The sequence below is a fragment of the Mycobacterium asiaticum DSM 44297 genome, assembly GCF_000613245.1.
In the GTDB taxonomy this organism is placed as follows: domain Bacteria; phylum Actinomycetota; class Actinomycetes; order Mycobacteriales; family Mycobacteriaceae; genus Mycobacterium; species Mycobacterium asiaticum.
In genome coordinates, this window is record NZ_HG964940.1 from 24,964 (window position 1) to 48,395 (window position 23,432).

General features: G+C 66.9%; 21 protein-coding genes and 2 pseudogenes. 11 read left to right on the forward strand and 12 right to left on the reverse strand.

The annotated features are described in order from the left end of the window. Positions 1 to 400: pseudogene (locus BN972_RS29875) on the forward strand (PecA family PE domain-processing aspartic protease); the annotation flags it as partial. A 149-nt stretch (positions 401 to 549) separates the two neighbouring features. Here the strand turns inward: BN972_RS29875 and BN972_RS27345 are convergent. Both BN972_RS27345 and ychF read right to left on the reverse strand, forming a co-directional pair. Beyond that, the gene (locus BN972_RS27345) at positions 550 to 978 is read right to left on the reverse strand and encodes a hypothetical protein (protein ID WP_036366176.1); all 429 of its coding nucleotides are present in this window, start codon (positions 976 to 978) and stop codon (positions 550 to 552) included. 268 nt (positions 979 to 1,246) lie between these two features. Beyond that, positions 1,247 to 2,356, reverse strand: a complete 1,110-nt coding sequence (gene ychF / locus BN972_RS27350) for a redox-regulated ATPase YchF (protein ID WP_036366180.1) — start codon at positions 2,354 to 2,356, stop codon at positions 1,247 to 1,249. 84 nt (positions 2,357 to 2,440) lie between these two features. Here ychF and BN972_RS27355 point away from each other — a divergent pair, with 84 nt between their 5' ends. After that, positions 2,441 to 3,625, forward strand: coding sequence for a DUF6542 domain-containing protein (locus tag BN972_RS27355; RefSeq protein WP_036366183.1), 1,185 nt, complete (start codon positions 2,441 to 2,443; stop codon positions 3,623 to 3,625). A gap of 13 nt (positions 3,626 to 3,638) precedes the next feature. Here the strand turns inward: BN972_RS27355 and BN972_RS27360 are convergent, their stop codons facing one another. Next, positions 3,639 to 4,655, reverse strand: a complete 1,017-nt coding sequence (locus tag BN972_RS27360) for a 4-hydroxy-3-methylbut-2-enyl diphosphate reductase (RefSeq protein WP_036366282.1) — start codon at positions 4,653 to 4,655, stop codon at positions 3,639 to 3,641. An 89-nt stretch (positions 4,656 to 4,744) separates the two neighbouring features. On the opposite strand from BN972_RS27360, the gene BN972_RS27365 reads away from it, so the two are divergent. The 4 genes from BN972_RS27365 (at position 4,745) to BN972_RS27380 (ending at position 8,035) form a co-directional block, all read left to right on the forward strand. Then, the gene (locus BN972_RS27365; protein WP_036366186.1) at positions 4,745 to 5,356 is read left to right on the forward strand and encodes a lipid droplet-associated protein; all 612 of its coding nucleotides are present in this window, start codon (positions 4,745 to 4,747) and stop codon (positions 5,354 to 5,356) included. Next, positions 5,353 to 6,609: an exodeoxyribonuclease VII large subunit gene (gene xseA, locus BN972_RS27370; protein WP_036366189.1), complete on the forward strand. Its 1,257-nt coding sequence runs from the start codon at positions 5,353 to 5,355 to the stop codon at positions 6,607 to 6,609. The genes BN972_RS27365 and xseA overlap by 4 nt, the downstream gene beginning before the upstream one ends. Continuing rightward, positions 6,602 to 6,838: an exodeoxyribonuclease VII small subunit gene (locus BN972_RS27375; RefSeq protein ID WP_036366192.1), complete on the forward strand. Its 237-nt coding sequence runs from the start codon at positions 6,602 to 6,604 to the stop codon at positions 6,836 to 6,838. The genes xseA and BN972_RS27375 overlap by 8 nt, the downstream gene beginning before the upstream one ends. Before the next feature lie 66 nt (positions 6,839 to 6,904). Further along, positions 6,905 to 8,035, forward strand: a complete 1,131-nt coding sequence (locus BN972_RS27380; protein ID WP_051545855.1) for a 3-beta-hydroxysteroid dehydrogenase — start codon at positions 6,905 to 6,907, stop codon at positions 8,033 to 8,035. 8 nt (positions 8,036 to 8,043) lie between these two features. Here BN972_RS27380 and BN972_RS27385 read toward each other — a convergent pair whose 3' ends face one another. Continuing rightward, positions 8,044 to 9,570: a carboxylesterase/lipase family protein gene (locus BN972_RS27385; RefSeq protein ID WP_036366195.1), complete on the reverse strand. Its 1,527-nt coding sequence runs from the start codon at positions 9,568 to 9,570 to the stop codon at positions 8,044 to 8,046. A 75-nt stretch (positions 9,571 to 9,645) separates the two neighbouring features. Here BN972_RS27385 and BN972_RS27390 point away from each other — a divergent pair, with 75 nt between their 5' ends. Beyond that, entirely contained in the window at positions 9,646 to 10,788 is a 1,143-nt protein-coding gene (locus BN972_RS27390; RefSeq protein ID WP_036366199.1) for an AI-2E family transporter, read from the forward strand. Here BN972_RS27390 and BN972_RS27395 read toward each other — a convergent pair. Both BN972_RS27395 and BN972_RS27400 read right to left on the reverse strand, forming a co-directional pair. Next, the gene (locus BN972_RS27395; RefSeq protein ID WP_036366202.1) at positions 10,769 to 11,566 is read right to left on the reverse strand and encodes a dienelactone hydrolase family protein; all 798 of its coding nucleotides are present in this window, start codon (positions 11,564 to 11,566) and stop codon (positions 10,769 to 10,771) included. The genes BN972_RS27390 and BN972_RS27395 overlap by 20 nt on opposite strands. Before the next feature lie 32 nt (positions 11,567 to 11,598). Beyond that, positions 11,599 to 12,243 (reverse strand): DUF4245 domain-containing protein, encoded by a 645-nt coding sequence (locus BN972_RS27400; RefSeq protein ID WP_036366205.1) that lies wholly within the window; start codon positions 12,241 to 12,243, stop codon positions 11,599 to 11,601. A 55-nt stretch (positions 12,244 to 12,298) separates the two neighbouring features. Here BN972_RS27400 and glpX point away from each other — a divergent pair, with 55 nt between their 5' ends. From glpX to BN972_RS27415, 3 genes are all read left to right on the forward strand, one after another. Further along, complete coding sequence (gene glpX / locus BN972_RS27405) at positions 12,299 to 13,387, forward strand: class II fructose-bisphosphatase (RefSeq protein ID WP_142277142.1); 1,089 nt, start codon at positions 12,299 to 12,301, stop codon at positions 13,385 to 13,387. Between the two features lie 25 nt (positions 13,388 to 13,412). Further along, complete coding sequence (locus tag BN972_RS27410) at positions 13,413 to 14,831, forward strand: class II fumarate hydratase (RefSeq protein WP_036366289.1); 1,419 nt, start codon at positions 13,413 to 13,415, stop codon at positions 14,829 to 14,831. Positions 14,832 to 14,907: 76 nt separating this feature from the next. Beyond that, positions 14,908 to 15,906: a hypothetical protein gene (locus BN972_RS27415; protein WP_036366211.1), complete on the forward strand. Its 999-nt coding sequence runs from the start codon at positions 14,908 to 14,910 to the stop codon at positions 15,904 to 15,906. Between the two features lie 6 nt (positions 15,907 to 15,912). Here BN972_RS27415 and BN972_RS27420 read toward each other — a convergent pair whose 3' ends face one another. The 5 genes from BN972_RS27420 to glyA all read right to left on the reverse strand — a co-directional run bounded on the left by BN972_RS27420 (position 15,913) and on the right by glyA (position 22,079). Then, on the reverse strand, positions 15,913 to 17,346 hold the full coding sequence (locus BN972_RS27420; protein WP_036366292.1) for an adenylate/guanylate cyclase domain-containing protein: 1,434 nt from the start codon (positions 17,344 to 17,346) through the stop codon (positions 15,913 to 15,915). Positions 17,347 to 17,404: 58 nt separating this feature from the next. Then, a complete protein-coding gene (locus BN972_RS27425) occupies positions 17,405 to 18,280 on the reverse strand; it encodes a polysaccharide deacetylase family protein (RefSeq protein ID WP_036366213.1) in 876 nt (291 codons plus the stop codon). Between the two features lie 82 nt (positions 18,281 to 18,362). Further along, entirely contained in the window at positions 18,363 to 19,664 is a 1,302-nt protein-coding gene (locus BN972_RS27430) for a PhoH family protein (RefSeq protein ID WP_036366216.1), read from the reverse strand. A gap of 220 nt (positions 19,665 to 19,884) precedes the next feature. Next, positions 19,885 to 20,712, reverse strand: coding sequence for an acyl-ACP desaturase (locus tag BN972_RS27435; protein ID WP_036366219.1), 828 nt, complete (start codon positions 20,710 to 20,712; stop codon positions 19,885 to 19,887). 86 nt (positions 20,713 to 20,798) lie between these two features. After that, positions 20,799 to 22,079, reverse strand: coding sequence for a serine hydroxymethyltransferase (glyA, locus tag BN972_RS27440; RefSeq protein WP_036366222.1), 1,281 nt, complete (start codon positions 22,077 to 22,079; stop codon positions 20,799 to 20,801). 134 nt (positions 22,080 to 22,213) lie between these two features. Here glyA and coaA point away from each other — a divergent pair, with 134 nt between their 5' ends. Further along, the gene (coaA, locus tag BN972_RS27445; RefSeq protein ID WP_036366224.1) at positions 22,214 to 23,152 is read left to right on the forward strand and encodes a type I pantothenate kinase; all 939 of its coding nucleotides are present in this window, start codon (positions 22,214 to 22,216) and stop codon (positions 23,150 to 23,152) included. Here coaA and BN972_RS29400 read toward each other — a convergent pair. Next, positions 23,153 to 23,432, reverse strand: a pseudogene (locus tag BN972_RS29400) (PE family protein); the annotation flags it as partial.

Below are 23,432 nucleotides of genomic sequence, written 5' to 3' on the forward strand. Positions count from 1 at the left end.
GCGCCGGTGGGGGCGCGGCGCCGCCGGGCACAGTACCAACACGGTCGGCGGCGGCACCGGCGCTGCAGGCAGCGGCGGTGGCGCGACCGGCGGCGCTGGTGGCACGGTCAATGGCACCAGCTCGAATGTCTTCGGCCTCGCCGGTGGCGGTGGCGGTGGCGGTGGCGGTCAGACGGGCGGCACCGGTGGCACCGGCGGCGACGGTGGTGGCACCAGTATCGGCGGTGGCGGCAGTGGCGGGACCGCTGGCAACGACGGCGGATTTGGCGGTGGCGGCGGCAGCGCGGGCACGATCGGCGGCGGCGGCACGGGCAACATTGGCGGCGGGGGCGGCGGCGGTGCCGTCTTTAGCACCACCGTCCCCAGCACCGGCGGCACCGGCGGCGACGGCGGCCCCTAGCACCGGAGTTTGATCACCGAGGTTCCGGCCCGGATGCTGATCGGGCAGCCGGCAGCGTCTCGACATCCCTCGGGACGTCCTACCTACGTCGTGCTCATGCCGGGCCTACACATTGAAGCGGAACTCGGCGACGTCGCCGTTCGCGCGGACTACCGCTGCCCCTCTATCAGATGGGCGTAAGGGTCCGCCTCGGCGCCGACCGATTCAGGCATCGGGTAGTAGGTCTTGATGAGCAGGTTTCCCTCGTCGTCCCAGGCGAAAGTCTCAATGCTGTAGGCCATTTGGACATTCGGCTCCCTACCGAAGTGGTTCTCACAGACCCACGCCATCTCGTTCCCGTTGACCTGAACCGTGATCATCTTGATCTTGAGGATCGACTGAAACATGTCGAAGGCATCCGACGTGGCGGCTGCGAACCCGTGTTTCTCCTCGGTGCCGACCGGGTCGAACATGCGAACCTCCGCGGGACAGATGGTGCGCCATGACGCCACCCACTCGTCCTTTTTGCCCGCATTCCACAGCTCGGCGTGCTTGGATGCGTGCGCTAAGCGAGCCTCCCGGCTTGGAACCTTGCTCACCTCTGCCCCTGTCCGTCCTCATCAACGTGACGGTGACGATAGCTGGACACCTGTCCAGCCGGAAGTGGTCTATGCCTTGGCCTTGGACGTAGATGTTGATCCGAAGCGGTACTCGACCACGTCGCCGTCGGTCACTGAACGCCCCCAACGTTGCCGACAAGCACCTGGACGGCCACACCAAGCGCCTCGTAGGTGGATCGCGCCAGTGCATCTCGAGTGGCCAAAACGCACCGATGGGACCGAGCTTCGACTGTGCGTCGGCCGTCGATCAGGCCTTGCTCTTCGAGGTAGACGCTTGCCCGTGGCGAAACTCGACCACATCCCCGTCGGCCATCACGTAATCCTTGCCCTCCATCCGCACCTTGCCGGCCGCCTTGGCCGCCGCCATCGACCCGGCGGCGATCAGGTCGTCGTAGGACACGATCTCGGCCTTGATGAAGCCCTTCTCGAAGTCGGTGTGGATGACACCGGCGGCCTTGGGTGCGGTGTCCCCCTGGTGAATCACCCAGGCCCGGGCCTCTTTCGGGCCCGCCGTCAGGTAAGTCTGCAACTTGAGGGTGTGAAAACCCGCCCGCGCCAGCGCATCGAGGCCCCGCTCGGTCTGCCCGATCGACTCCAACAGCTCAGCGGCCGATTCGTCGTCGAGTTCGACGAGCTCGGATTCGATTGCGGCATCCAGGAAAACGGCATCCGCGGGGGCGACGAGCTCGCGCAGTTCGGCCACTCGCGCGGCGTCGGTCAGGACCGATTCGTCGGCGTTGAAGACATAAAGGAACGGTTTGGTGGTCAGCAGGTTGAGCTCGCGCAGCACAGAGGCGTCGACTCCGCTTTGCGGCCCCGCGGCAAACAGTGTCTTGCCGCTGTCGAGGATCTGTTGAGCGGCGACGGCCGCCTCGTGCACCGGTTTGCGGTCCTTGTGGGTACGGGCCTCTTTCTCCAGCCTGGGCAGGGCGCGCTCGAGGGTTTGCAGGTCGGCCAGGATCAGCTCGGTCTCGACCACCTCGATGTCGGACTTGGGATCGACCTCTCCGGCGACGTGGGTCACATCGTCGTCGGCGAACACCCGCACCACCTGGCAGATGGCGTCGCATTCGCGGATATGCGCCAGGAACTTGTTCCCGAGCCCGGCCCCTTCCGACGCCCCCTTCACCAGGCCGGCGATATCGGTGAACGTCACCGGCGCGGGCACGATGCGCGCCGATCCGAACAGCTCCGCGAGCTTGTCGAGCCGAGGATCGGGGAGCGACACCACACCCTCGTTCGGTTCGATCGTTGCGAACGGGTAATTGGCCGCCAACACGTTGTTCCGTGTCAGGGCGTTGAACAGGGTCGACTTCCCGACATTGGGCAGACCCACGATTCCCAGGCTTAGGCTCACGGAATATCAAGTCTAGGGGCACGCCAAGCGCGACTGTCCCGGCCATATACGGGGCTTTCGCCGTATTGCCGGTACGGTCAACATGTGTCAGCGCAGCGGGAAAGTGCGGCGGCGGAGCCAAGTCACCGCTCGATCGTCCCCAACATCCCAGGTGTGCCGTGGTGGGCGGCGGTGCTCATCGCCGTCGGAGCGACGGCTGTGGGCTACGCGATTGACGCCGGCCAAAAGGAACTGACCCACGTTTTCGCCGGTTTCTATATCGCCGGATGCGTGGTGGCGGTGCTGGCGGTGCGGCAAGCGGCGGTGTTCACCGCCGTGATCCAGCCGCCGCTGATCCTGTTCTGCAGCGTGCCCGGCGCCTACTGGCTGTTCCACGGCGGCAAGGTCGACAAATTCAAAGACCTGCTGATCAATTGCGGCTATCCGCTGATTGAGCGCTTCCCGCTGATGCTGGGCACCGCCGGGGGCGTGTTGTTGCTCGGCATGATCCGGTGGTATTTCGGCAAGAACTCTCCCAGCCGCGAGAGCAAAGCCCAGGAATCCCCGGCGTCGCCGCAGCCGTCCTGGTTCAGGGGCGTCGTCGCGAAGTTCACTGAGCTGCTGACCGGAGAGCCGGACGACGGCGCCGAAGCCGCGCCGGCGCACGGCCGGGACCGGACCGCCCGGTCCAGTCGCACCGCCCGCAGCAACGGCCGATCGGCTCAGCGGCCGGCCCGCAGCCGCAACCGGCATGCCCGACCGGACGAGACCTACGAGCCGGGTGCTGAACGGCCGCGTCGCAGCACCCGCCGAAGTTCGGTGCCGCCGGCCGACTACGACTCAGCCGACCCGCCGCGGCCGCGACGTCGCCGTCCGCCCGAGGACCCCGACCTGGGCGCGCTGCCGCCCCGGGAGATGCGTCGGGAGCCGCACTCGCGCCGCAACAACTACGAGCGGTCCTACGAGCGGTCGGAGCCGCGCAGCCGCCGTTTCAACCCCTACGAGACCTACGACCGTCCGGAGCCGCCCGAGCGCACCGAACGTCCCGAGCGTCGCAGCCGCCACGAGCGCCGCCCCAGCTACGAGCCGTACGAGCCTTACGAACCGCCCTACGAACCACGCCGCCGCCGCGCCGCCGGCAACGGGGCAAGCAACGGCAACTCCACCCACCACCCGATCTCACAGGTTCGCTACCGCGGCCAGCCGCCGCGAAACGATCCCCGCGACGAGCCCGGCCGGCGCAGCAGGTCGCGTACGCCGCGCCGGGACTACCCGGAATACGAGGACTGACCGCCGCGAAGCGTCAGCCGCGCGACCGCGCCGGCCGGATCTCCCGCGGCAGCGCGAAGACCAGGGTCTCGTTGGCCGTCGTGACCGGTTGCACCATGTCGAAGCCATATTCGGCGAGCCGTTCCAGCACGCCGCGCACCAGCACCTCGGGGACCGACGCCCCGGACGTGACACCCACCGTCGTCACACCGTCCAGCCAGGCCGGGTCGATGTCGTCGGCCCAGTCCACCAGGTACGCCGACCGCGACCCCGCACCGAGGGCCACCTCCACCAGTCGCACCGAGTTTGACGAATTCCGCGAGCCGACGACGATCACCAACTCGCATTCGGGCGCCATCGCCTTGACCGCCACCTGGCGGTTCTGGGTCGCGTAGCAGATGTCGTCGCTGGGCGGATCCTGCAGCTTAGGGAAGCGCTGGCGGAGCCGCTCGACGATCTCCATGGTCTCGTCCACCGACAATGTGGTCTGCGACAACCACACGACCTTGTCCTCGTCGCGGATCGTGACGTGTTCGACGGCCTCGACCCCGTCGACCAGCTGCACGTGGTCGGGCGCTTCCCCGGCGGTGCCGATGACCTCCTCGTGGCCCTGGTGGCCGATCAGGAGAATGTCGTAATCGTCCCGGGCGAAGCGCTTGGCCTCGTTGTGCACCTTGGTGACCAGCGGACAGGTGGCGTCGATGGTCTTCAGGTTGCGCTCCGCGGCGGCCGCATACACCGTCGGCGCGACGCCGTGCGCCGAGAAAACCACGATCGCGCCCTCGGGCACCTGGTCGGTTTCCTCCACGAAGACGGCGCCGGCGGCGGCCAGGGTGTCGACCACATGCCGGTTGTGCACGATCTCGTGTCGCACGTAGACGGGCGCCCCGTGCTTTTCCAGCGCCCGCTCGACCGTTTCCACCGCCCGGTCCACGCCCGCGCAGTAGCCGCGCGGCTCAGCCAGCAGGACCCGCTTGCGGTTTTGCACTCCGGATACCGAGCTGACCGATATCGAAGCGCCGGGAATCCCCATGTCAATAGTCGGCGCCATGCCCTTCAGGGTACGTTCCGCGGACACGGGGGCGCCATTTCGCCGGTCTCAGCTTGGCGTTAGCCGCTGCGTGAGGCAGGCTGGGACGCATGGCTACTGCACCGTACGGGGTTCGGCTGCTGGTCGGCGCCGCGACGGTCGCCGTCGAGGAGACGATACGGCTCCCGCGGACGATCATGATGTACCCGATGACCCTGGCCAGCCAGGCGGCCCACCTGGTGATGCGCTTCCAGCAAAACCTGGCCGAACTGGTCATCAAGGGCGACACCACGCTGGAATCGCTGTTTCCGCCCAAGGACGAACAACCCGAGTGGGCGACGTTCGACGAGGATCTGGAAGTCATCGACGGCGGCGCCGGCGGATTCTCCAACATCCCGGTGGACGCGGGCGACGGTGAACGCCGCGCCGAAGGCCGGTTCGCGCTGTACTCGGTGTCCGACACCGGCGACTCCGGCGACCGCCCCACCCAACCAGTGGCGTCCCGGCAACCCAAGTCGACGGCCACCTCCAACGTCCCGACCCCGGCCGTGGCCACCGAACTCGACTACCCGCAGCTGACCCTGGCGCAGCTGCGCGCCCGGCTGCAGTCGCTGGATGTCGCCGAACTCGAGGCCCTGCTGGCTTATGAGCAGGCCACCAAAGCCCGTGCCCCGTTCCAGACGCTGCTCGCCAACAGGATCACCCGCGCGACCGCCAAGTGACGCGCGCCTCACAGCGAGAACCCGCTTCGAATTCCGCGGACAACCCGTTCCCGGTCCGCGCGGTGGCCATCCGGGTAGCCGGCTGGATCGACAAGCTGGGCACCGTGTGGGTCGAGGGCCAATTGGCTCAGATCAATCTGCGGCCGAATTCCGGCACGGTGTTCATGGTGCTGCGCGACCCGGCGGCCGACATGTCGCTGACGGTGACCTGCTCGCGTGACCTGGTTCTGAACGCGCCGGTCAAACTCACCGAAGGGACGCAGGTGGTGGTCTGCGGCAAGCCCTCGTTCTACACCGGGCGAGGCACATTCTCGTTGCGGCTCAGCGAGATTCGGGCCGTCGGCGTCGGTGAACTGTTGGCCCGCATCGAACGGCTGCGTCGGCTGCTGGACGCCGAGGGACTCTTCGACCAACGGCTCAAGCGACCGATTCCGTTCCTGCCCAACGTGATTGGGTTGATCACCAGCCGGGCCAGCCATGCCGAGCGGGATGTCACGACGGTGGCCGCGGCCCGTTGGCCCGCGGTGCGGTTCGCCATTCGGCACGCCGCCGTGCAGGGCGTCAATGCCGTCCCGCAGCTCGTCGAGGCATTGGGTGACCTCGACCGGGACCCGGAGGTCGACGTCATCGTGATCGCCCGGGGCGGCGGCAGTGTGGAGGATCTGCTTGCGTTCTCCGACGAGACGCTGTGCCGGGCGATCTCGGCCTGCCGGACGCCGGTGATCAGCGCCGTCGGGCACGAACCCGACAATCCGCTCTGCGATCTGGTCGCCGACCTGCGGGCGGCCACCCCCACCGACGCGGCCAAGCGGGTGGTCCCCGATACCGCCGCCGAGCAACGGCTGATCGACGATTTGCGCCGACGCAATGCCGGGGCGCTGCGCAATTGGGTGTCCCGCGAAGAGCGGGCCCTTGCGCAGCTGCGCAGCCGCCCGGTGCTGGCCGACCCGGTGCGCATGGTGAGCGCTCGCGCCGACGAGGTGCACCGCGCCCGACTGGCGATGCGCCGTGACATCACCCGGATGGTCACGGCCGAGACCGAGCGCATCGGCCACCTGAGCGCCCGGCTGGCCACCCTGGGCCCGGCGGCCACGCTGGCCCGCGGGTACGCCGTGGTCCAGGTCTTGGGCGAGGACGACGCGGCGACGCAGGTCCTGCGCTCGGTCGACGACGCACCGGACGGCGCCCGGCTGCGGGTACGCGTCGCCGACGGCGCAATCACCGCGAGAAGTGAAGGACGTACCGATGGTTGACGACGAGGGCCGCTCCATTACTCCCATTAGTTCGCTCGGTTATGAGGATTGCCGAGACGAGCTAATTGAAGTCGTACGCCTGCTGGAGCAGGGCGGTCTCGATCTCGACGCGTCGCTGAAATTGTGGGAAAGAGGCGAGCAGCTAGCCAAACGGTGTGAACAGCACTTAGCTGGGGCCCGCCAACGCATTACCGATGCGCTGGCCGCCGGAGAGGCCGAGCAGAACTGAATTCCGAAAAATTGAGCGGTCCATTCTCATTCCGAATTGGAACACGTTTCAGTTAAGCTCCCCGGCATGGGTGATGCATCTCTCACAACCGAACTCGGCAGCGTCCTGGTGACCGGAGGTTCGGGCTTCGTCGGCGCCAATCTGGTGCGAACGCTGCTGGAACGGGGACATCAGGTCCGTTCCTTCGACCGCGCCCCGTCGCCCCTGCCCCAGCACCCCAAACTCGAGGTGCTGCAGGGCGACATCACCGATAAGGCCGTCTGCGAGGCGGCCGTCGCCGGCATCGACACGATCATTCATACCGCCGCGATCATCGAGCTGATGGGCGGCGCCTCGGTGACCGAGGAATACCGGCAGCGCAGCTTCTCGGTCAACGTCGGCGGCACCGAGAACCTGGTCGAGGCCGGGCGCAAAGCCGGCGTCAAGCGTTTCGTGTACACCGCATCCAACAGTGTGGTGATGGGCGGCCAGAACATCGCCAACGGCGACGAGACGATGCCCTACACCGATCGGTTCAACGATCTCTACACCGAGACCAAAGTGGTGGCCGAGAAGTACGTGCTGTCGCAGAACGGCGTGGACGGCATGCTGACCTGCTCGATCCGGCCGAGCGGCATCTGGGGCAGCGGCGACCAGACGATGTTCCGTAAGTTGTTCGAGAGCGTGATCAAGGGCCACGTCAAAGTGCTGGTCGGCCGCAAGTCGGCAAAACTGGATAACTCCTACGTGCACAACCTGATTCACGGTTTCATCCTGGCCGGTGAACACCTGGTACCCGGTGGCACCGCGCCCGGCCAGGCGTATTTCATCAATGACGCCGAGCCGATCAACATGTTCGAGTTCGCCCGCCCGGTGGTGGAGGCGTGTGGCCAAAAGTGGCCGAAGATAAGGGTTTCCGGCCCGGCGGTGCACTGGGTGATGACCGGTTGGCAGCGATTGCACTTCCGCTTCGGATTCCCTGCGCCGTTGCTGGAACCGCTGGCCGTCGAACGGCTGTATCTGGACAACTACTTCTCGATCGCCAAGGCGCGCCGCGACCTGGGCTACGAGCCGCTGTTCACCACCGAGCAGGCGTTGAAGGAATGCCTTCCGTACTACGTCGACCTGTTCCACCAGATGAAGAGCGAGGCCGACGCGGCCAAACGGGCGGGCAAGAAGGCGCCAGACGCCGGCAAGGCCACCAGCGGCTCGAAATAGCTTGTCTGCTAACGGAAGCTGACCAACTGGTCGCCCCAGGCACCACGGATGCGAGCATCCACGTCCTGCACCGCGTCATGTTTGTCGATCACCAGGCAGGCGCGATCGGTCGCCCGATAGCACGGCCATTTCGGCTCGCCGGGCAGACTGTCGGGGCTGCCGTGGGTGGCGAAACTGATCCACCGGGCCTGCATCCTGGTGGACACGGCCGTCGCGGTCTTGGCCCCGCCGAGCTTCAGCGTCAGGTCCTGCGGCCCGCCGAGATTGCCCCACACGTAGGGCAATTCGGTGGCGTGCGCGGCTCCCACCAGCAAGACCTTGTACAGCGGCGTCGCGTAGTCGAATCGGTACATGTGCACCGGCGCCACCCTGCTGTGGCCGTCGGCCAGCCACACCGTGGGCATCCGGAAGCCGATATCGGTGGCCATCCTGACGGTGCGGGCCTTTCGACGGCCGGAGTACGCCGAGCCGATCTCCTCCACGGAGGGCAGCTGCAAATCGGGCTGCTCGGCAGTGATCTGGTCGAACATCGACGTGATTGCCCGCGGAGTGATGGGCATCAACGACGAACGCATCAACCGGAACAGCGCGGCCTCGTGCTTGTTGGTCCCGATGATCAGTGGGATGGGAAGAGACCGACCCTCCTGCGCCAGCTTGACCGGGAGGTCATCGAGCAGGTCCCCGTCGACGATCGGGACGAAGGCCAGGGTCCCTGGATTTCGGACCGGCACCTCGTCGAACACCTGCTGCGTGGCGGCTACCAGGCGCCCGGACGGGACCTCGGTCACCCGCTGAGCTTCGGACTCACCGATTCCCAGTTTGTCCAGAACGGCCAGTGCGACCCGTCGTCCCCTGTCCCGGTCATACACCGAGGTGGCCGGCGAGCTCTGCGCGATGGCACGGACGAACAATCCCTCGGCCGCCGGACTGGCCAGCAGCGTCGTGACAAGTCCGGCGCCCGCGGACTCACCGAATAACGTGACGTTGGCCGGATTGCCGCCGAACGCTGCGATGTTGTCGCGCACCCACGCCAACGCGAACAGCACGTCGCGCAGCCCGATATTCGTGTCGAACCGCCGCTGCCGGCTACTGAAGGACGACAGGTCCAGAAAACCCAGCGCACCCAGCCGGTAGTTGAGCGTCACCACCACGACGTCGCCGCTGCTGACCAGCGCGCGGGCGTCGTAAAGCGGCTGGCTGCCGGAGCCCAGCACGTAGGCGCCCCCGTGCAGCCACACCATCACGGGTTTGCCGGCGCCGGGTTCAGTGCCGGCGGGTGCCCAGATGTTGAGCCGCAGGCAGTCCTCCCCCAGCGGGGCGCCGAGGTCAAGTGGCATCCTGGGAACTACCGGCTGCGGGCAGGCCGGCCCAAAGCTATTGGCGTCGAAGACTTCGGAGGACCGTTCGGGCGGCACGGGTGCCCGGAACCGCAGGTCGCCCACGGGTGCCGCCGCGTATCGAATGCCCTTCCACGCCGTGACGCGGCCGTCGTCGAAACCCCGGACGGGACCATAGGTCGTCTCGACGACAGTCATACGTTTCCTTCTGGGCGAGCGGGCTAGGGTTACGGAGCGCGCAACATCGACGCGGAGGGCGGTCCCGGTTCTTCCATGAACACCGAGTTCACGTTTACCCAAAAGCGAGCGCTGGCGATCTTCACCCTCATTGCCGTGGTATTCGGCGCTTATTTTCTGCGCGACTATTTCGTGCTGATTGTAGTGGCCGCCGTCGGCGCCTATCTGTTCACTCCGCTGTTCAATTGGTTCAACAAGCGTCTCAACACGGGCTTGTCGGCCACCTGCACCCTGCTCTCGGCAATGGCCATCGTGATCGTGCCGCTGGCCTTGCTGGTCACCTTGGCGATCATGCAGATCGCCCGCATGGTCGACTCCGTGGCCGGCTGGGTGAAATCCAACGATCTGAGCACTCTGGGCGACAAGACACTACGGCTGACCAACGAGTTGCTGGCGCGGCTGCCGTTCGGACATTTCACGGTCAGCGCGGAGACGCTGCGCAAGGCGATAGTGTCGACCGCTCAGAACGCCGGTCAATGGCTGCTACACGTCTTGCAGAACACCGCCGGCAGTCTCGCGACCACGATCACCTCGGCCATCATCTTCCTGTACGTATTCGTCGCACTGCTGGTGCATCGGGAGAAGATGCGAACGCTGATCGCCCAGCTCAACCCGCTCGGCGAAGAGGTCACCGACCTGTACCTGAAGAAGATGGGCTCCATGGTGCGCGGCACCGTGAACGGGCAGTTCGTCATCGCGTTCTGCCAGGGCGTGGCCGGCGCCGCGTCCATCTATCTCGGCGGCTTCCACCACGGCTTCTTCATCTTCGCGATCGTGCTGACCGCGCTGTCGATCATCCCGCTGGGCGGCGGCATCGTGACCATTCCGTTCGGCGTGGGCATGATGCTGTTCGGCAACATCGGCGGTGGCATCTTCGTGGTGCTGTTCCACTTCATCGTGGTCACCAACATCGACAACTTCCTACGTCCGGTCCTGGTGCCGCGCGACGCGCGGCTGAATTCGGCGTTGATGCTGCTGTCGGTGTTTGCGGGAATCCGGATGTTCGGCCCCTGGGGCATCATCATCGGGCCGGTGTTGATGATCCTGATCGTCACTACGATCGATGTCTACCTGGCGGTCTACAAGGGCGTCGAACTCAAGCCGGTGGAGGAGAAACCTCCCCGCCGCGGCTTGTTACGCAAAGCTCTGGCGAAGTGGCCTAAGTCAGCCGCTGAGTGAGGAATTCGACGACGCGCTTGCGTGCCTCGTAGGCGGGATGGCCGTCGACCTCGCGCACCTCGTCGGTCAGCACCGAGTGCGCCATGCGGGCGAAACCGTGTTCGTTGCCCGGGCCGGAATCGATCTCGATCACCTCGAACGCGTCGCCGAGCCGTTGTTTGAGAGTGGTGAACCGCTCGCCCGGCGCCATCTTGTCGGCGCTGAACCGCAGTCCTAGCGCGCAAAGGCCGTCGTTGGCGCAGCGGTCGGCGACGACCCCGAGTTCGGCTTCGCTCATCCCCGGGTCGCGGCGCTGCTTGGCGGTCAGCGGAAACGGCACCGAGGGTTGGCTGAGCACCGGGGCCAGCACGCTGTCGTCCACGGCGGCGGCCAGCGCGAAGCCACCGGTGAAACACATGCCGATGACGCCGACGCCGTTGCCCGGCGTGGACGCGTTGAGGTCACGGGCCAAGGCACGCAGATACACCGATACCGGGCGTTGCTTGTCTGTGGCCATCGCGGCGAATTCCCTGGACACGCATGCCCGGCCGATCCCGGCAACGACATACGGGACAGAGACGGGCCGGCCCGGTTCACCGAACAGGGACGGAATCACCACGGTGAAACCGTTTTCCACCAGGTGATTGCCCAGTGCCAGGACGCCCGGATGGATGCCGGGCATCTCGGGGATCAGCACCACTCCTGGGCCGGATCCCTTTCGGTAGACATCGTGGGTGTAGCCGGCAGCGCTGAACTGCGCGGCCGACCAGCCGGAGAGATCAGCTTCGGGTGCGGTCACCTGGCGTCCCTTCTGGTGTGGCGATCGATCGGCTAACGGGGCGGTAGCGGCTGCTGCGACTGGGTCGCGGCAGCCAGCGTACGGAATTGGTCGGGGGTACCGGCACCCGTGATCGCCACCTGGGTGGGGCCCGCCGGGCTCGCCAGCCGGGTGGTCCACACCGGCTCGAAGGGTCCGCGGTCGTCGGCGCCCTGATAGACGACCCACTTGGTGCCGTCCACGTCGACGGTCCCACTCGGATACATGCCGGGATGGATCGAACCGACCAGCTTGTCTTCGTCGGCGTTGCTCTGGGTGACGCTCAGATACAGCCCGGTCGGACTGATGTAGCCGACGGTGGAGGTGGCCGCGTGCAGCCGCTGTCCAGCCGATGCGTCGGTACGTCCGGCGTCGATGCCGCCGCGGCTGCCCGAATTGGGTTGCCAACCGGGGGGCGGCTGCGGCAGCCGAATCGGGAAGCCCAGCGCCCCCGCGTCGGCCCGCAGCGCCGCCGCCGCGTCATAGGAGGGCACGGTGCCCCGGTTCGTACCACCCGGTTGGAACGAACACATTCCGACCATGCCCGCCAGCAGGATGCACCCGATCACCAGGGGCGCCAGCGACCAAAACATATCGCGACCGTCCTGCAGCAGCCGTGGCTTGGCCGGCTTGGGCGTCGGCTGGGGCTCGGCGGTCACTCCCCGAGTATCCCAGCTCCAGCCCGGTGTTCTGCTTCTGGGAGAATCACCAACCATGACTGCACAGGGATCCGGCTCGCCGCCAAGCGCCGTTGCGAGCCCCGCCCCGTCCCCCGCGCGCCAGTCGCGGGGCGAAGCACCCGACCGCAACCTGGCGATGGAGCTGGTCCGCGTCACCGAGGCCGGTGCCATGGCCGCGGGACGCTGGGTGGGCCGGGGCGACAAGGAGGGTGGCGACGGGGCTGCCGTCGATGCGATACGCGAGCTCGTCAACTCGGTGTCGATGCGCGGCGTCGTGGTGATCGGCGAGGGTGAAAAGGACGAAGCGCCGATGCTCTACAACGGCGAAGAGGTCGGCAACGGGGACGGCCCGGAATGTGACTTCGCCGTCGACCCGATCGACGGCACCACGCTGATGAGCAAGGGCATGCCCAACGCGATCTCGGTGCTGGCGGTGGCGGACCGCGGCGCGATGTTCGACCCGTCCGCGGTGTTCTACATGAACAAGATCGCCGTCGGGCCCGAGGCCGCGGACGTGCTGGATATCACCGCGCCGATCGCCGAGAACGTTCGGGCGGTGGCCAAGGTCAAGGGGCTCTCGCCGCGGGACATGACCGTGTGCATCCTGGACCGGCCGCGGCACGCCCAGCTGATCGCCGACGTCCGCGACACCGGCGCCCGGATCCGGCTGATCACCGACGGCGACGTGGCCGGCGCAATCTCGGCCTGCCGGCCGCACTCGGGCACCGACATGCTGGCCGGGATCGGCGGCACCCCGGAGGGCATCATCGCGGCCGCTGCCATTCGCTGCATGGGCGGGGCGATTCAGGCCCAGCTGGCCCCGAAGGACGACGACGAGCGCCGCAAGGCGCTGGACGCCGGGTATGACCTGGACCAGATCCTGACCACCCGGGACCTGGTGTCCGGAGACAACGTGTTCTTCTGTGCCACCGGGGTCACCGACGGGGACCTGCTCAAGGGCGTGCGCTACCAACCAGGTGGCTGCACCACCCAGTCGATCGTGATGCGGTCGAAGTCGGGCACCGTGCGCATGATCGAGGCCTACCACCGGCTGTCCAAACTCAACGAATACTCGGCGATCGACTTCACCGGCGACACCAATGCCGCCTATCCCCTGCCCTGACCCCACAACCAGCAAGGAAGGCACCATGGCCGCTGACGCCGGCGACGACGACACCGAATACCGCATCGAGCACGACACCATGGGCGAGGTCCGGGTGCCGGCGAAGGCGTTGTGGCGGGCCCAGACCCAACGAGCCGTGGAGAACTTTCCGATCTCCGGTCGACCTCTCGAGCGCGCACAGATTCGCGCCCTGGGGCTGCTGAAGGGCGCCTGCGCGCAGGTGAACAAGGACCTGGGGCTGCTGGCGCCGGAGAAGGCGGACGCGATCATCGCGGCGGCCGCGGAGATCGCCGACGGCAAGCATGACGACCAGTTCCCGATCGACGTGTTCCAGACCGGTTCGGGCACCAGCTCGAACATGAACACCAACGAGGTGATCGCCAGCATCGCGGCCGCCAACGGGGTGAAGGTGCACCCCAACGACGACGTCAACATGTCTCAGTCGTCCAACGACACCTTCCCGACCGCTACCCACATCGCCGCGACCGAGGCCGCGGTGAGCCACCTGATCCCGGCGCTGCAGGTGCTGCAGGATGCGTTGGGGGCCAAGGCACTTGAGTGGCAGACGGTGGTCAAGTCGGGCCGCACGCACCTGATGGACGCCGTTCCGGTCACGCTCGGCCAGGAGTTCAGCGGATACGCTCGGCAGATCGAAGCCGGCATCGAGCGGGTGCGTGCGACGCTGCCCCGGCTCGGCGAGCTGGCCATCGGCGGCACCGCCGTCGGCACCGGGTTGAACGCCCCGGAAGACTTCGGCGTCCGGGTGGTGTCGGTGCTGGTGGAATCCACTGGTATCCCCGAATTACGCACGGCGACAAACTCTTTCGAGGCGCAGGCGGCGCGCGACGGATTGGTCGAGGCGTCGGGCGCGCTACGCACCATCGCGGTGTCGCTGACCAAGATCGCCAACGACATCCGCTGGATGGGCTCGGGACCGTTGACCGGTTTGGCCGAGATTCAGTTGCCGGACCTACAGCCGGGCAGCTCCATCATGCCGGGCAAGGTGAATCCGGTGTTGCCGGAGGCGGTTACGCAGGTCGCGGCCCAGGTGATCGGCAACGATGCCGCGGTGGCCTGGGGCGGTGCCAGCGGTGCCTTCGAGCTCAACGTCTACATCCCGATGATGGCCCGCAACATCCTTGAGTCGTTCAAACTGCTCACCAACGTCTCGCGGCTGTTCGCCGAACGCTGCATCGTCGGGTTGCAGGCCAATGTCGAGCGCCTGCGCGAACTGGCCGAATCGTCGCCGTCGATCGTCACTCCGCTGAACTCGGCGATCGGCTACGAGGAGGCCGCCGCGGTGGCCAAGCAGGCACTCAAGGAACGAAAGACCATCCGCCAGACCGTGATCGACCGCGGTCTGATTGGCGACAAACTGTCGATCGAGGAGTTGGATCGGCGCCTGGATGTGTTGGCAATGGCCAAGGTCGAACCGACCGACTAGACCGGGTAAGGCATTTCGCGGGCTACTGCATGACCGCCTCAGCAGAGGCGGTCGGCGAAAGTGAGGGTATTCAGTAATGACGGTTCCCCCCGGCGGTCCCTACGGACAGGATCCGTACGGAACGAATCCGTATGGCCAGCAGCCTTATTGGGGCGGCCAGCCGCAGGGTCAACCGCCCGGCCAACCGCTCGGCCAACCGCCCGGTCAGCCGCAGAGCGGCCAGTACCCCTACCCGCCGCCGGGTGGACAATACCCGCCGGGTACCGATCCCTACGCCCAGCCCGGCTATCAACAGTACGGCCAACCGGGACAACAGGTTCCGCCGCCCGGGTGGCAACCCGGGCCGTACCCGCCCGGGCCGCCGCCGTCCAACTCCAAGCTGCCGTGGCTGATCGTCGCGGGCATCGCGGTGCTCGGCGCCATCGTTTTGGTGGTGATTCTGGTGGTGAACCTCAACAGCGGCGGGGACAAGCCGTCGGCCAACCCGTCGGAAACCACGAGCGTTGCAACGTCTGAGCCGCAGAACTCAATGCAGACGGCAACCGACTGCACACCCAACGTGTCGGGCGGCAACAAGCCCACCGGTGACACGGTCAGCGCGGGCAAGCTGAGCTTCCCGGCCAGCGCCGCACCCGGATGGTCGCCGTTCGTGGACGACCAGAACCCGAACCTGATCGAAGCGGTCGGTTTGGGCCAGGAGGTGCCGGGCGCCAGCCAGTGGATGATGCAGCTCGAGGTAGCCATCACGAACTTCGTGACCAGCATGGACGTCAATGCCCAGGCCTCGAAGTTGATGGACTGCATCGCCAACGGCCCCGGCTACAACCAGGTGTCGCCCACGCTAGGCCCCAAGAAGACGTCGTCGCTGACGATCGACGGGGTCAAGGCCGCCCGGGTGGATGCCGAAATCACCATTGCCGACACCACCCGTGGGGTGAAGGGTGACTCCGTGACGATCGTCGCCGTCGACACCAAGCCAGTCACCATCTTCTTGGGTGCGGTCGCCATCGGCGATGCGGCCTCGGCGGCCACGCTGAACAACGTGGTTGGGGCGCTGAAGGTTTCGAAGAAGTAACCCGGCTCAGGCAGGAACCGGTGCGGACACGTGCGTCGGCTCCGAACGCCCGCGCAGGACGGTCGAATAGCTCGCGGTCCAGTGCTCGCATTCACCGGTGTCGGCGCGGTCCAGTGCAGCACCGGAACACAGGACGCGCCGCTCGGAGGTCTTGGCGAGATCGGCCAGGCGGGCCGCCTCGTTGACGGCATCGCCGATCACGGTGTACTCGTAGCGGTTTTCGGCACCGATGTTGCCGGCGAACATCCGTCCGGCCGATACGCCGATGCCGAAGTCCACTGGCAGCTCACGCAGTCTTTCGGCCAGCGCCCGCGCCGTGGCCAACGCCGCGGATGCCGGGTCACTCGTGCGCAGCGGCGCGCCGAAGACCACCAGCGCGGCGTCACCCTCGAATTTGTTGATCAGGCCCTGATGGTCGTCGACGGTGTCGACGACGATCCGGAAGAAGTCGTTGAGCACTTGAGCGACTTGTTGTGGCGGAAGGCTTTCCGCGAGCCGGGTGGAACCGACCAGGTCGATGTAGAGGACGGCGGCCTCGACCACGTCGCCGGATAGCGAGGCGCCCTCTTCCAGGGCGCGGCGCGCGACGTCGGTTCCGACATGACGGCCGAACAGGTCGCGGATGCGGTCGCGTTCCTCCAACCCGGCGACCATTCGGTTGAATCCCGCTTGCAGACGCCCGATTTGAGAGCGCTCGTAGACGCCGACGTAGGTACCCATGTGACCGTGCTCCACCTCGGCCATGGCGTCGGCGACCTCGCCGACGGGATCGGAGATCGATCGCGACGTCAGGATCATGGTCGGCAGTCCCAGCACCAGCGCCGCCAGTGATACCACCAGCACCGGTGCGTCCAGCGACGTCGACTTGTCGATGAGCAGGCCGTAGGACCGCAGCACGACGAAGGCGGCGATCACCCCGAAAGGTATGGCGCTGCAAAGGAACCACAACAGCACCATCCGGGCGAACACGCCCGGGACCGTCATGCGTGGCTCACGGCCCCGGGTGGCAACCGCCAGGATGGGACGCATGGTGCGCTGCGCCAGCAGCAAACCGGTGCCCGCGGCGGCGGCGCCGCCGAGCACCAGACCCAGGACGATGGGGAACAACAGCGCCGACCCGCCGCCGAGGTTCAGCAGGATCAGAATCCCGCCACAGGTGACCCAGACGGCCGAGAGCAACGCGGACTGCCGACTGCCGAGTTTCATCGCGGCGTCCCGCTCGGCCTCGGTGGGTTCCCGATCCGCGACGTACCACCGCAGCGTCGGCGCCAGGATCACCGGTCCGCCCACCGCGACACCCGCCACGCCGAGCAGGATCAGCAGCGCCACCAATCCCGTGTTGTGCTCGGCGAAATCGGCGTTCGCGGCGGCCGTGTGACCCCGCAGCGGGATCAGGATGGCGACCGCGTCGACGGCGGCGAGAATGTAAGCCAGGGCCAGGTCGGTCCCGTACCGGATGGACAGCCGTACGGCGGATTTCGGTGCGTCGGTCTTGCCGCTAGGCACCGTTGTTCGGCCCGCCGGAGTTCTGGCCGGGAATGTCGGTGATCGGCAGGTTCGGCATCGGCTTGGGCGACGGAGTGTTCGGCAGGGCGGGGATGTCAGCCGGCGGGATGTCGTGCAGCACGTTGGCGGGCGGCCCGTTTTCCCGGCTGCCGTAGCTGCTCCCGGGCGCCCGCGGGCCCAGTAGCTCGCCGACCGTCACCAGCCGGTATCCGTTGGCCTTGAGCACCGGGATGAACTGGTACACCAGATCCACGGTGCTGGAATAGGTGTCGTGGAACAACACCACCGATCCGGGCTTGATCTGGGTCATCAACACCTGCCGGGTAGCCGCGGTGTTGGAATCGTTGGCCCAGTCGAAAGGAATGACATCCCAGAGGATTTCGGCCAGCCCGAAGGTGGCAGCGGTCTGGCGGACCGCCGGATTGGACAGCCCACCGGCGGGACGGTAGAGCGTGGGCTTGCGGCCCGTCGCGGCGGCGATCGCGTCGTTGGCCCGGGCGAACTGGGCCGCAATATCCGCGGGCGGGATCGTCGTCATGTTGGGGTGTTCCCAGGTGTGACTGCCGACCTCCATCCCGGCTTCGGCGATCCGCCTGGCTCCCGCGGGGTTGGCCGCCACTTTGTTCCCGATCAGGAAGAACGTGGCCCTGGCGTCATTGCCCTTCAGGATCTGCAGTAAGCGGTCGGTGTAGGGGCTGGGCCCGTCGTCGAAGGTGAGCGCGACGCACTTGACCATCGAGCAGTTGAGGTTGTCGGCGCGGGTGACATGGCCGGTGAGGCCACCGATGACCAGGACGGCCGCGGCCGCTACGACGCCGAAGACCGTGCGCCAATAGCGCCAGGCCTGGTTGTCGGGTCGTTTCGGCACGGCGAAAGTTTACCCGCGAGCAGACACTGAATCGCACTCGCGAGGTACCTGCGATGCGATTCTGTGTCTGCTCGCCACGGGCTCAGTGCGGCCCGGTGATCTCCTCGAGCATCTCGGTGACCAGGGCGGCGATCGGCGACCGTTCGCTGCGCAGCAGCGTGATGTGGGCGAACAATGGGTGACCCTTGAGCTTCTCGATCACCGCGGCCACCCCGTCGTGACGGCCGACCCGCAGATTGTCACGCTGCGCGATGTCGTGGGTCAGCACCACCCGGGACCCGGTGCCCAGCCGGGATAGGACCGTGAGCAGCACGTTGCGTTCCAAAGACTGGGCTTCGTCGACGATGACGAACGAGTCGTGCAGCGAACGGCCCCTGATGTGGGTCAGCGGCAACACCTCGAGCATGCCGCGGGACAGCACCTCGTCCAGCACGGCGGGACTGGCCAGACCTTCGAGGGTGTCGAAGACCGCCTGCGCCCACGGCCCCATCTTGTCGCTCTCGCTGCCGGGCAGGTATCCGAGTTCCTGGCCGCCGACGGCGTAGAGCGGACGGAACACGACCACCTTGCGCTGTGTGCGGCGCTCCAGCACCGCTTCCAGGCCCGCGCACAACGCTAGCGCGGACTTCCCGGTACCCGCCTTCCCACCCAGCGACACGATGCCCACCGACTCGTCGAGCAGCAAATCCAGTGCCACTCGTTGCTCGGCGGAGCGGCCCCGCAACCCGAACACCTCACGGTCGCCCCGGACCAGTTGGACGCGCTTGGCGGGGGTGACCCGGCCCAGTGCGTGTGAGCTGCCGCCGAGCAACCGGATGCCCGTGTGGCACGGGAGGTTCCGGGCCTCGGCCAGGTCGATCTCCCCGTCGGCGAACAGTGCGTCGATGTCTTCGGCGGCGGTCTCTATTTCGCGCATACCCGACCAGCCGGAGGCGACGACGTCCTGCGCGTGATACTCGTCGGCCGGCAGGCCGACTGCGGCTGCCTTGACCCGCAGCGGAATGTCCTTGCTGACCAAGGTGACTCGCTTGCCCTCGGCGGCGAGGTTGGCGGCGCAGCTCAAGATCCGCGAGTCGTTGCTGTCGGTCCGGAATCCGGCCGGCAACACCGAGGGATCGGTGTGATTGAGCTCGACATGTAGTGAACCGCCCTGGCTACCAACCGGAATGGGCTGATCGAGCCGCCCGTGCTCGAGGCGCAGGTCATCGAACAGCCGCAGCGCCTGTCGTGCGAACCAGCCCAGCTCGTGATGGTGGCGTTTGGCTTCCAATTCGCTGATTACCACCAGCGGAACCACCACTTCGTGCTCGGCGAACCGACTGCAGGCCCAGGGGTCGGACAGCAGTACGGAGGTGTCGAGCACGTACGTCCGGGTTTCGGTCACGGGGCGCTCCTCGAGCGAATGACGCCCGGGCGGACCCACGCGAGCGTGTCGGCGGGGGCCGCGGCACCAGGACCGGGGCCGGTCCTGCCTAGATGGTGACCGGTGCAGAAACCGGGGGTGCCGCCCTGGCAGCGGGATAAATCGCTGGCCATCAACGGCGACGCTACTCCGGTGCTCGCATCCCTGCAGTGCAGGCGCGCCGAAACACGCTGAATCCGGTTCAGTCCGTGACGAATTGCTTGAGCGCGGGTTCGTCGGCCAGCCCCCAGGCGGTGATTCGCTCGGAGATCGCCTGCTGCAGCTGCGCCTGGTCGAAGATGCCGGCGGCCGCCACGTTCTCCAGCTTGTCCCGGTAGGCCTCGATGTCGGAGCCGGGGACCTCCAGGTCGGCGGCGCGGGCAGCGATCGCCGCGATCGTCTCGTCGCGGGTGTAGCCCAGCAGGTGGGCCACCAGGTTGGCGAAGAACTCCTCGTGCCGAGCTTCGTCCTTGGCGATCTTGTCGATCAGCCCGGCCAGGATCGGCTCTTCGATGCGTGCCGCGAGATTGCGGCAGAAGGTGCCGTAGGAACGCTCGGAGAGCGCCATGTACACCAGGGTCTCGACCTGGGAGTAGGTCTCGGCGCGGTAGCCCTTCATCACGTATTGGACCCGGGCTTCCTCGTTCTCGACCGGGTCGACCTCGCGGGTCACCACCAGGTACTCCCGCAGCGCGATTGCGTGCAGGTGCTCCTCGGCGGTCCAGCGGCCGATCCAGCGGCCCCAGTAGTCCTCGAGGATGAAGTGGTCGACGAACTCGCGGTGATGGGCCGCCAGGTTGTCCTTGAGGAGCAGCAGTATCTCGCAGGCGTCGGTGATCGGGCGGGGCAGCGTGGCCTGGGACGGGTCCCAGTCGTGTCCGCCGAGGAACGCAAAGTTCTCGCCGCGGTCGAACGGTACGTAATCGTGAGCGAACCAGAGGTTCTCGGTCGCCAGGTGGCGCGCCCAGTTCGCTTCGACGACGGGCTCTAATTCGAGTGTCAGCGCGTTAGCGACAGGTTTCTGTGCCATGCGGTAACTGTAACTCCCATACACAGGTTCTCTCAAATCCGCGTATGCGTGTCGCGTTGCGATTGCGCGGGGTTTGCGGGAGCGAGCTAGCGGCCGACCAGGCTCCAGTCCTCGAGGCCCTCGTACAGCGGGAACTCTGTGGCCAGCCGCGTCACTCGCTCCCGAAGGCCCGAAACATCGGCCGAACTGCCGGCCGCAAGCGCGGTTGCGATGATGTCGGCCACCTCGGTGAACTCCGCGTCGCCGAAGCCACGTGTGGCCAGGGCCGGCGTGCCGATCCGCAGTCCCGAGGTGACCATCGGCGGCCGGGGGTCGTTCGGCACGGCGTTGCGGTTGACGGTGATCCCGACCTCATGCAGTAGATCCTCGGCGGCCTGGCCGTCCAGGGGCGAGTTGCGCAGGTCGACCAGCACCAAGTGCACGTCGGTGCCGCCGCTGACCACCGACACCCCCGCCTTGGCCACATCGTCGGCCAGCAGCCGGTCGGCAAGGATCTTGGCGCCGGACAGCGTGCGCTCCTGACGCTCGGCGAATTCCGGCGTGCCCGCGATCTTCAGCGCGACGGCCTTGCCGGCGATGATGTGCATCAGCGGTCCGCCCTGCTGACCGGGGAACACCGCCGAGTTGATGGCCTTCGCGTACTCCTGCTTGCCCACGATCATCCCGGAGCGGCCCCCGCCCAGGGTCTTGTGAATGGTGGTGGACACCACATCGGCGTGCGGCACCGGCGACGGGTGCAGACCCGCGGCCACCAGGCCCGCAAAGTGCGCCATGTCGACCCACAGCTTGGCGCCGACCTCGTCGGCGATAGAGCGGAACGCGGCGAAGTCGAGGACCCGTGGGTATGCCGACCAGCCGGCGATGATCACCTGCGGACGGAACTCGAGCGCTTGGGCCCGCACCACGTCCATGTCCACCAGATGCGTCGTCGGATCCACGCCGTAGAAGCCGTTCTCGTAGAGCTTCCCGGAGAAGTTCAACCGCATGCCGTGCGTAAGGTGGCCGCCGTTGGCCAGATCCAGACCCAGCAGACGCTCGCCGGGCGACATCAGCGCGTGCAGGACCGCGGCATTGGCCTGAGCTCCCGAGTGTGGCTGCACATTGGCGAAGTCGGCACCGAACAGCGCTTTGGCCCGGTCCCGGGCGATGTTCTCGACCACGTCGACGAACTCGCAACCGCCGTAGTAACGCCGGCCCGGCAGGCCCTCGGCGTACTTGTTCGTCAGCACGCTGCCCTGGGCCTGCAACACCGAGCGCGGCACGAAATTCTCCGACGCGATCATCTCGAGGGTGTCGCGTTGACGCCCGAGTTCCTTGCCCAGCAGCTCGGCGATGTCGGGATCGACCTCGGCGAGTGGGGCGGACATCACACTGGCGGAAACACGGGCATCGGGTGCAGCAGTCACGGGCGTCAGTCTATCGAGCGTGCCGCTGCACAGCGGAATCGCGTTTTGGCCAGCCCCCGTTTAAGGCCCGCTCGCGTTCCTGCAAGACTGACACAATGCCACGGCCGAGCGAGCCGAGCCCTTATGTGGAGTTCGACCGGAAGCAATGGCGTGCGCTGCGTATGGCGACGCCGTTGGCCCTCACTGAAGAGGAGCTAATTGGGCTTCGTGGTCTCGGCGAGCAAATCGACCTCTTGGAGGTCGAGGAGGTGTATCTGCCGCTGGCCCGGCTCATTCACCTGCAGGTCGCCGCCCGGCAACGGTTGTTCGCCGCCACCGCGGAATTCCTCGGTGAGCCACAGCAGAATCCGGACCGGCCGGTGCCGTTCATCATCGGGGTAGCCGGCAGCGTGGCGGTCGGCAAATCCACCACCGCGCGTGTGCTGCAGGCGCTACTGGCGCGCTGGGATCACCATCCCCGGGTGGACCTGGTGACCACGGACGGTTTCCTGTACCCCAACGCCGAACTCGATCGGCGAAACCTGATGCACCGCAAGGGGTTTCCTGAAAGCTATAACCGCCGAGCGCTGATGCGGTTCGTCACGTCGATCAAATCGGGTTCGGAATACGCGTGCGCGCCGGTGTATTCACATTTGCGTTACGACATCATTCCGGGCGCCAAGCACGTCGTCCGTCACCCGGACATCCTGATTCTGGAAGGCCTCAACGTGCTGCAGACCGGGCCGACGCTGATGGTGTCGGACCTGTTCGACTTCTCGTTGTATGTAGACGCCCGGATCGAGGACATCGAGCAGTGGTATGTCTCGCGGTTCCTGGCGATGCGCAGCACCGCGTTCGCCAACCCGGAGTCACACTTCCACCACTATTCGGCGCTGTCGGACCCGCAGGCCGTGGTCGCCGCGAAGGAGATCTGGCGGTCGATCAACCGGCCGAATCTGGTGGAGAACATCCTCCCGACCCGGCCCAGGGCAACCCTGGTGCTGCGCAAAGACGCCGATCACTCCATCAACCGGCTCCGATTGCGCAAGCTGTGACTAAGGCGTCCCGTTCGTTCCGGCCAGGCCGAACAACAGCCCTCTAGATCCGCCCGCGCCGCCCTTCCCGACGGGTGTGCCCGCGCCGCCGTTGCCCCCGTTGCCGCCGTCGCCGATCAATTGTGCATTGCCGCCGATCCCTCCGGCACCGCCCGCCCCAGCGACAGCGCCGGCCCCACCGCTGAGTCCACCGGCCGCGGCGTTGCCGCCCGAGCCGCCGTTGCCGTACAGCCAGCCGCCGGTGGCGCCATGGCCGCCGCTCGCACCGCCGGCACCGCCG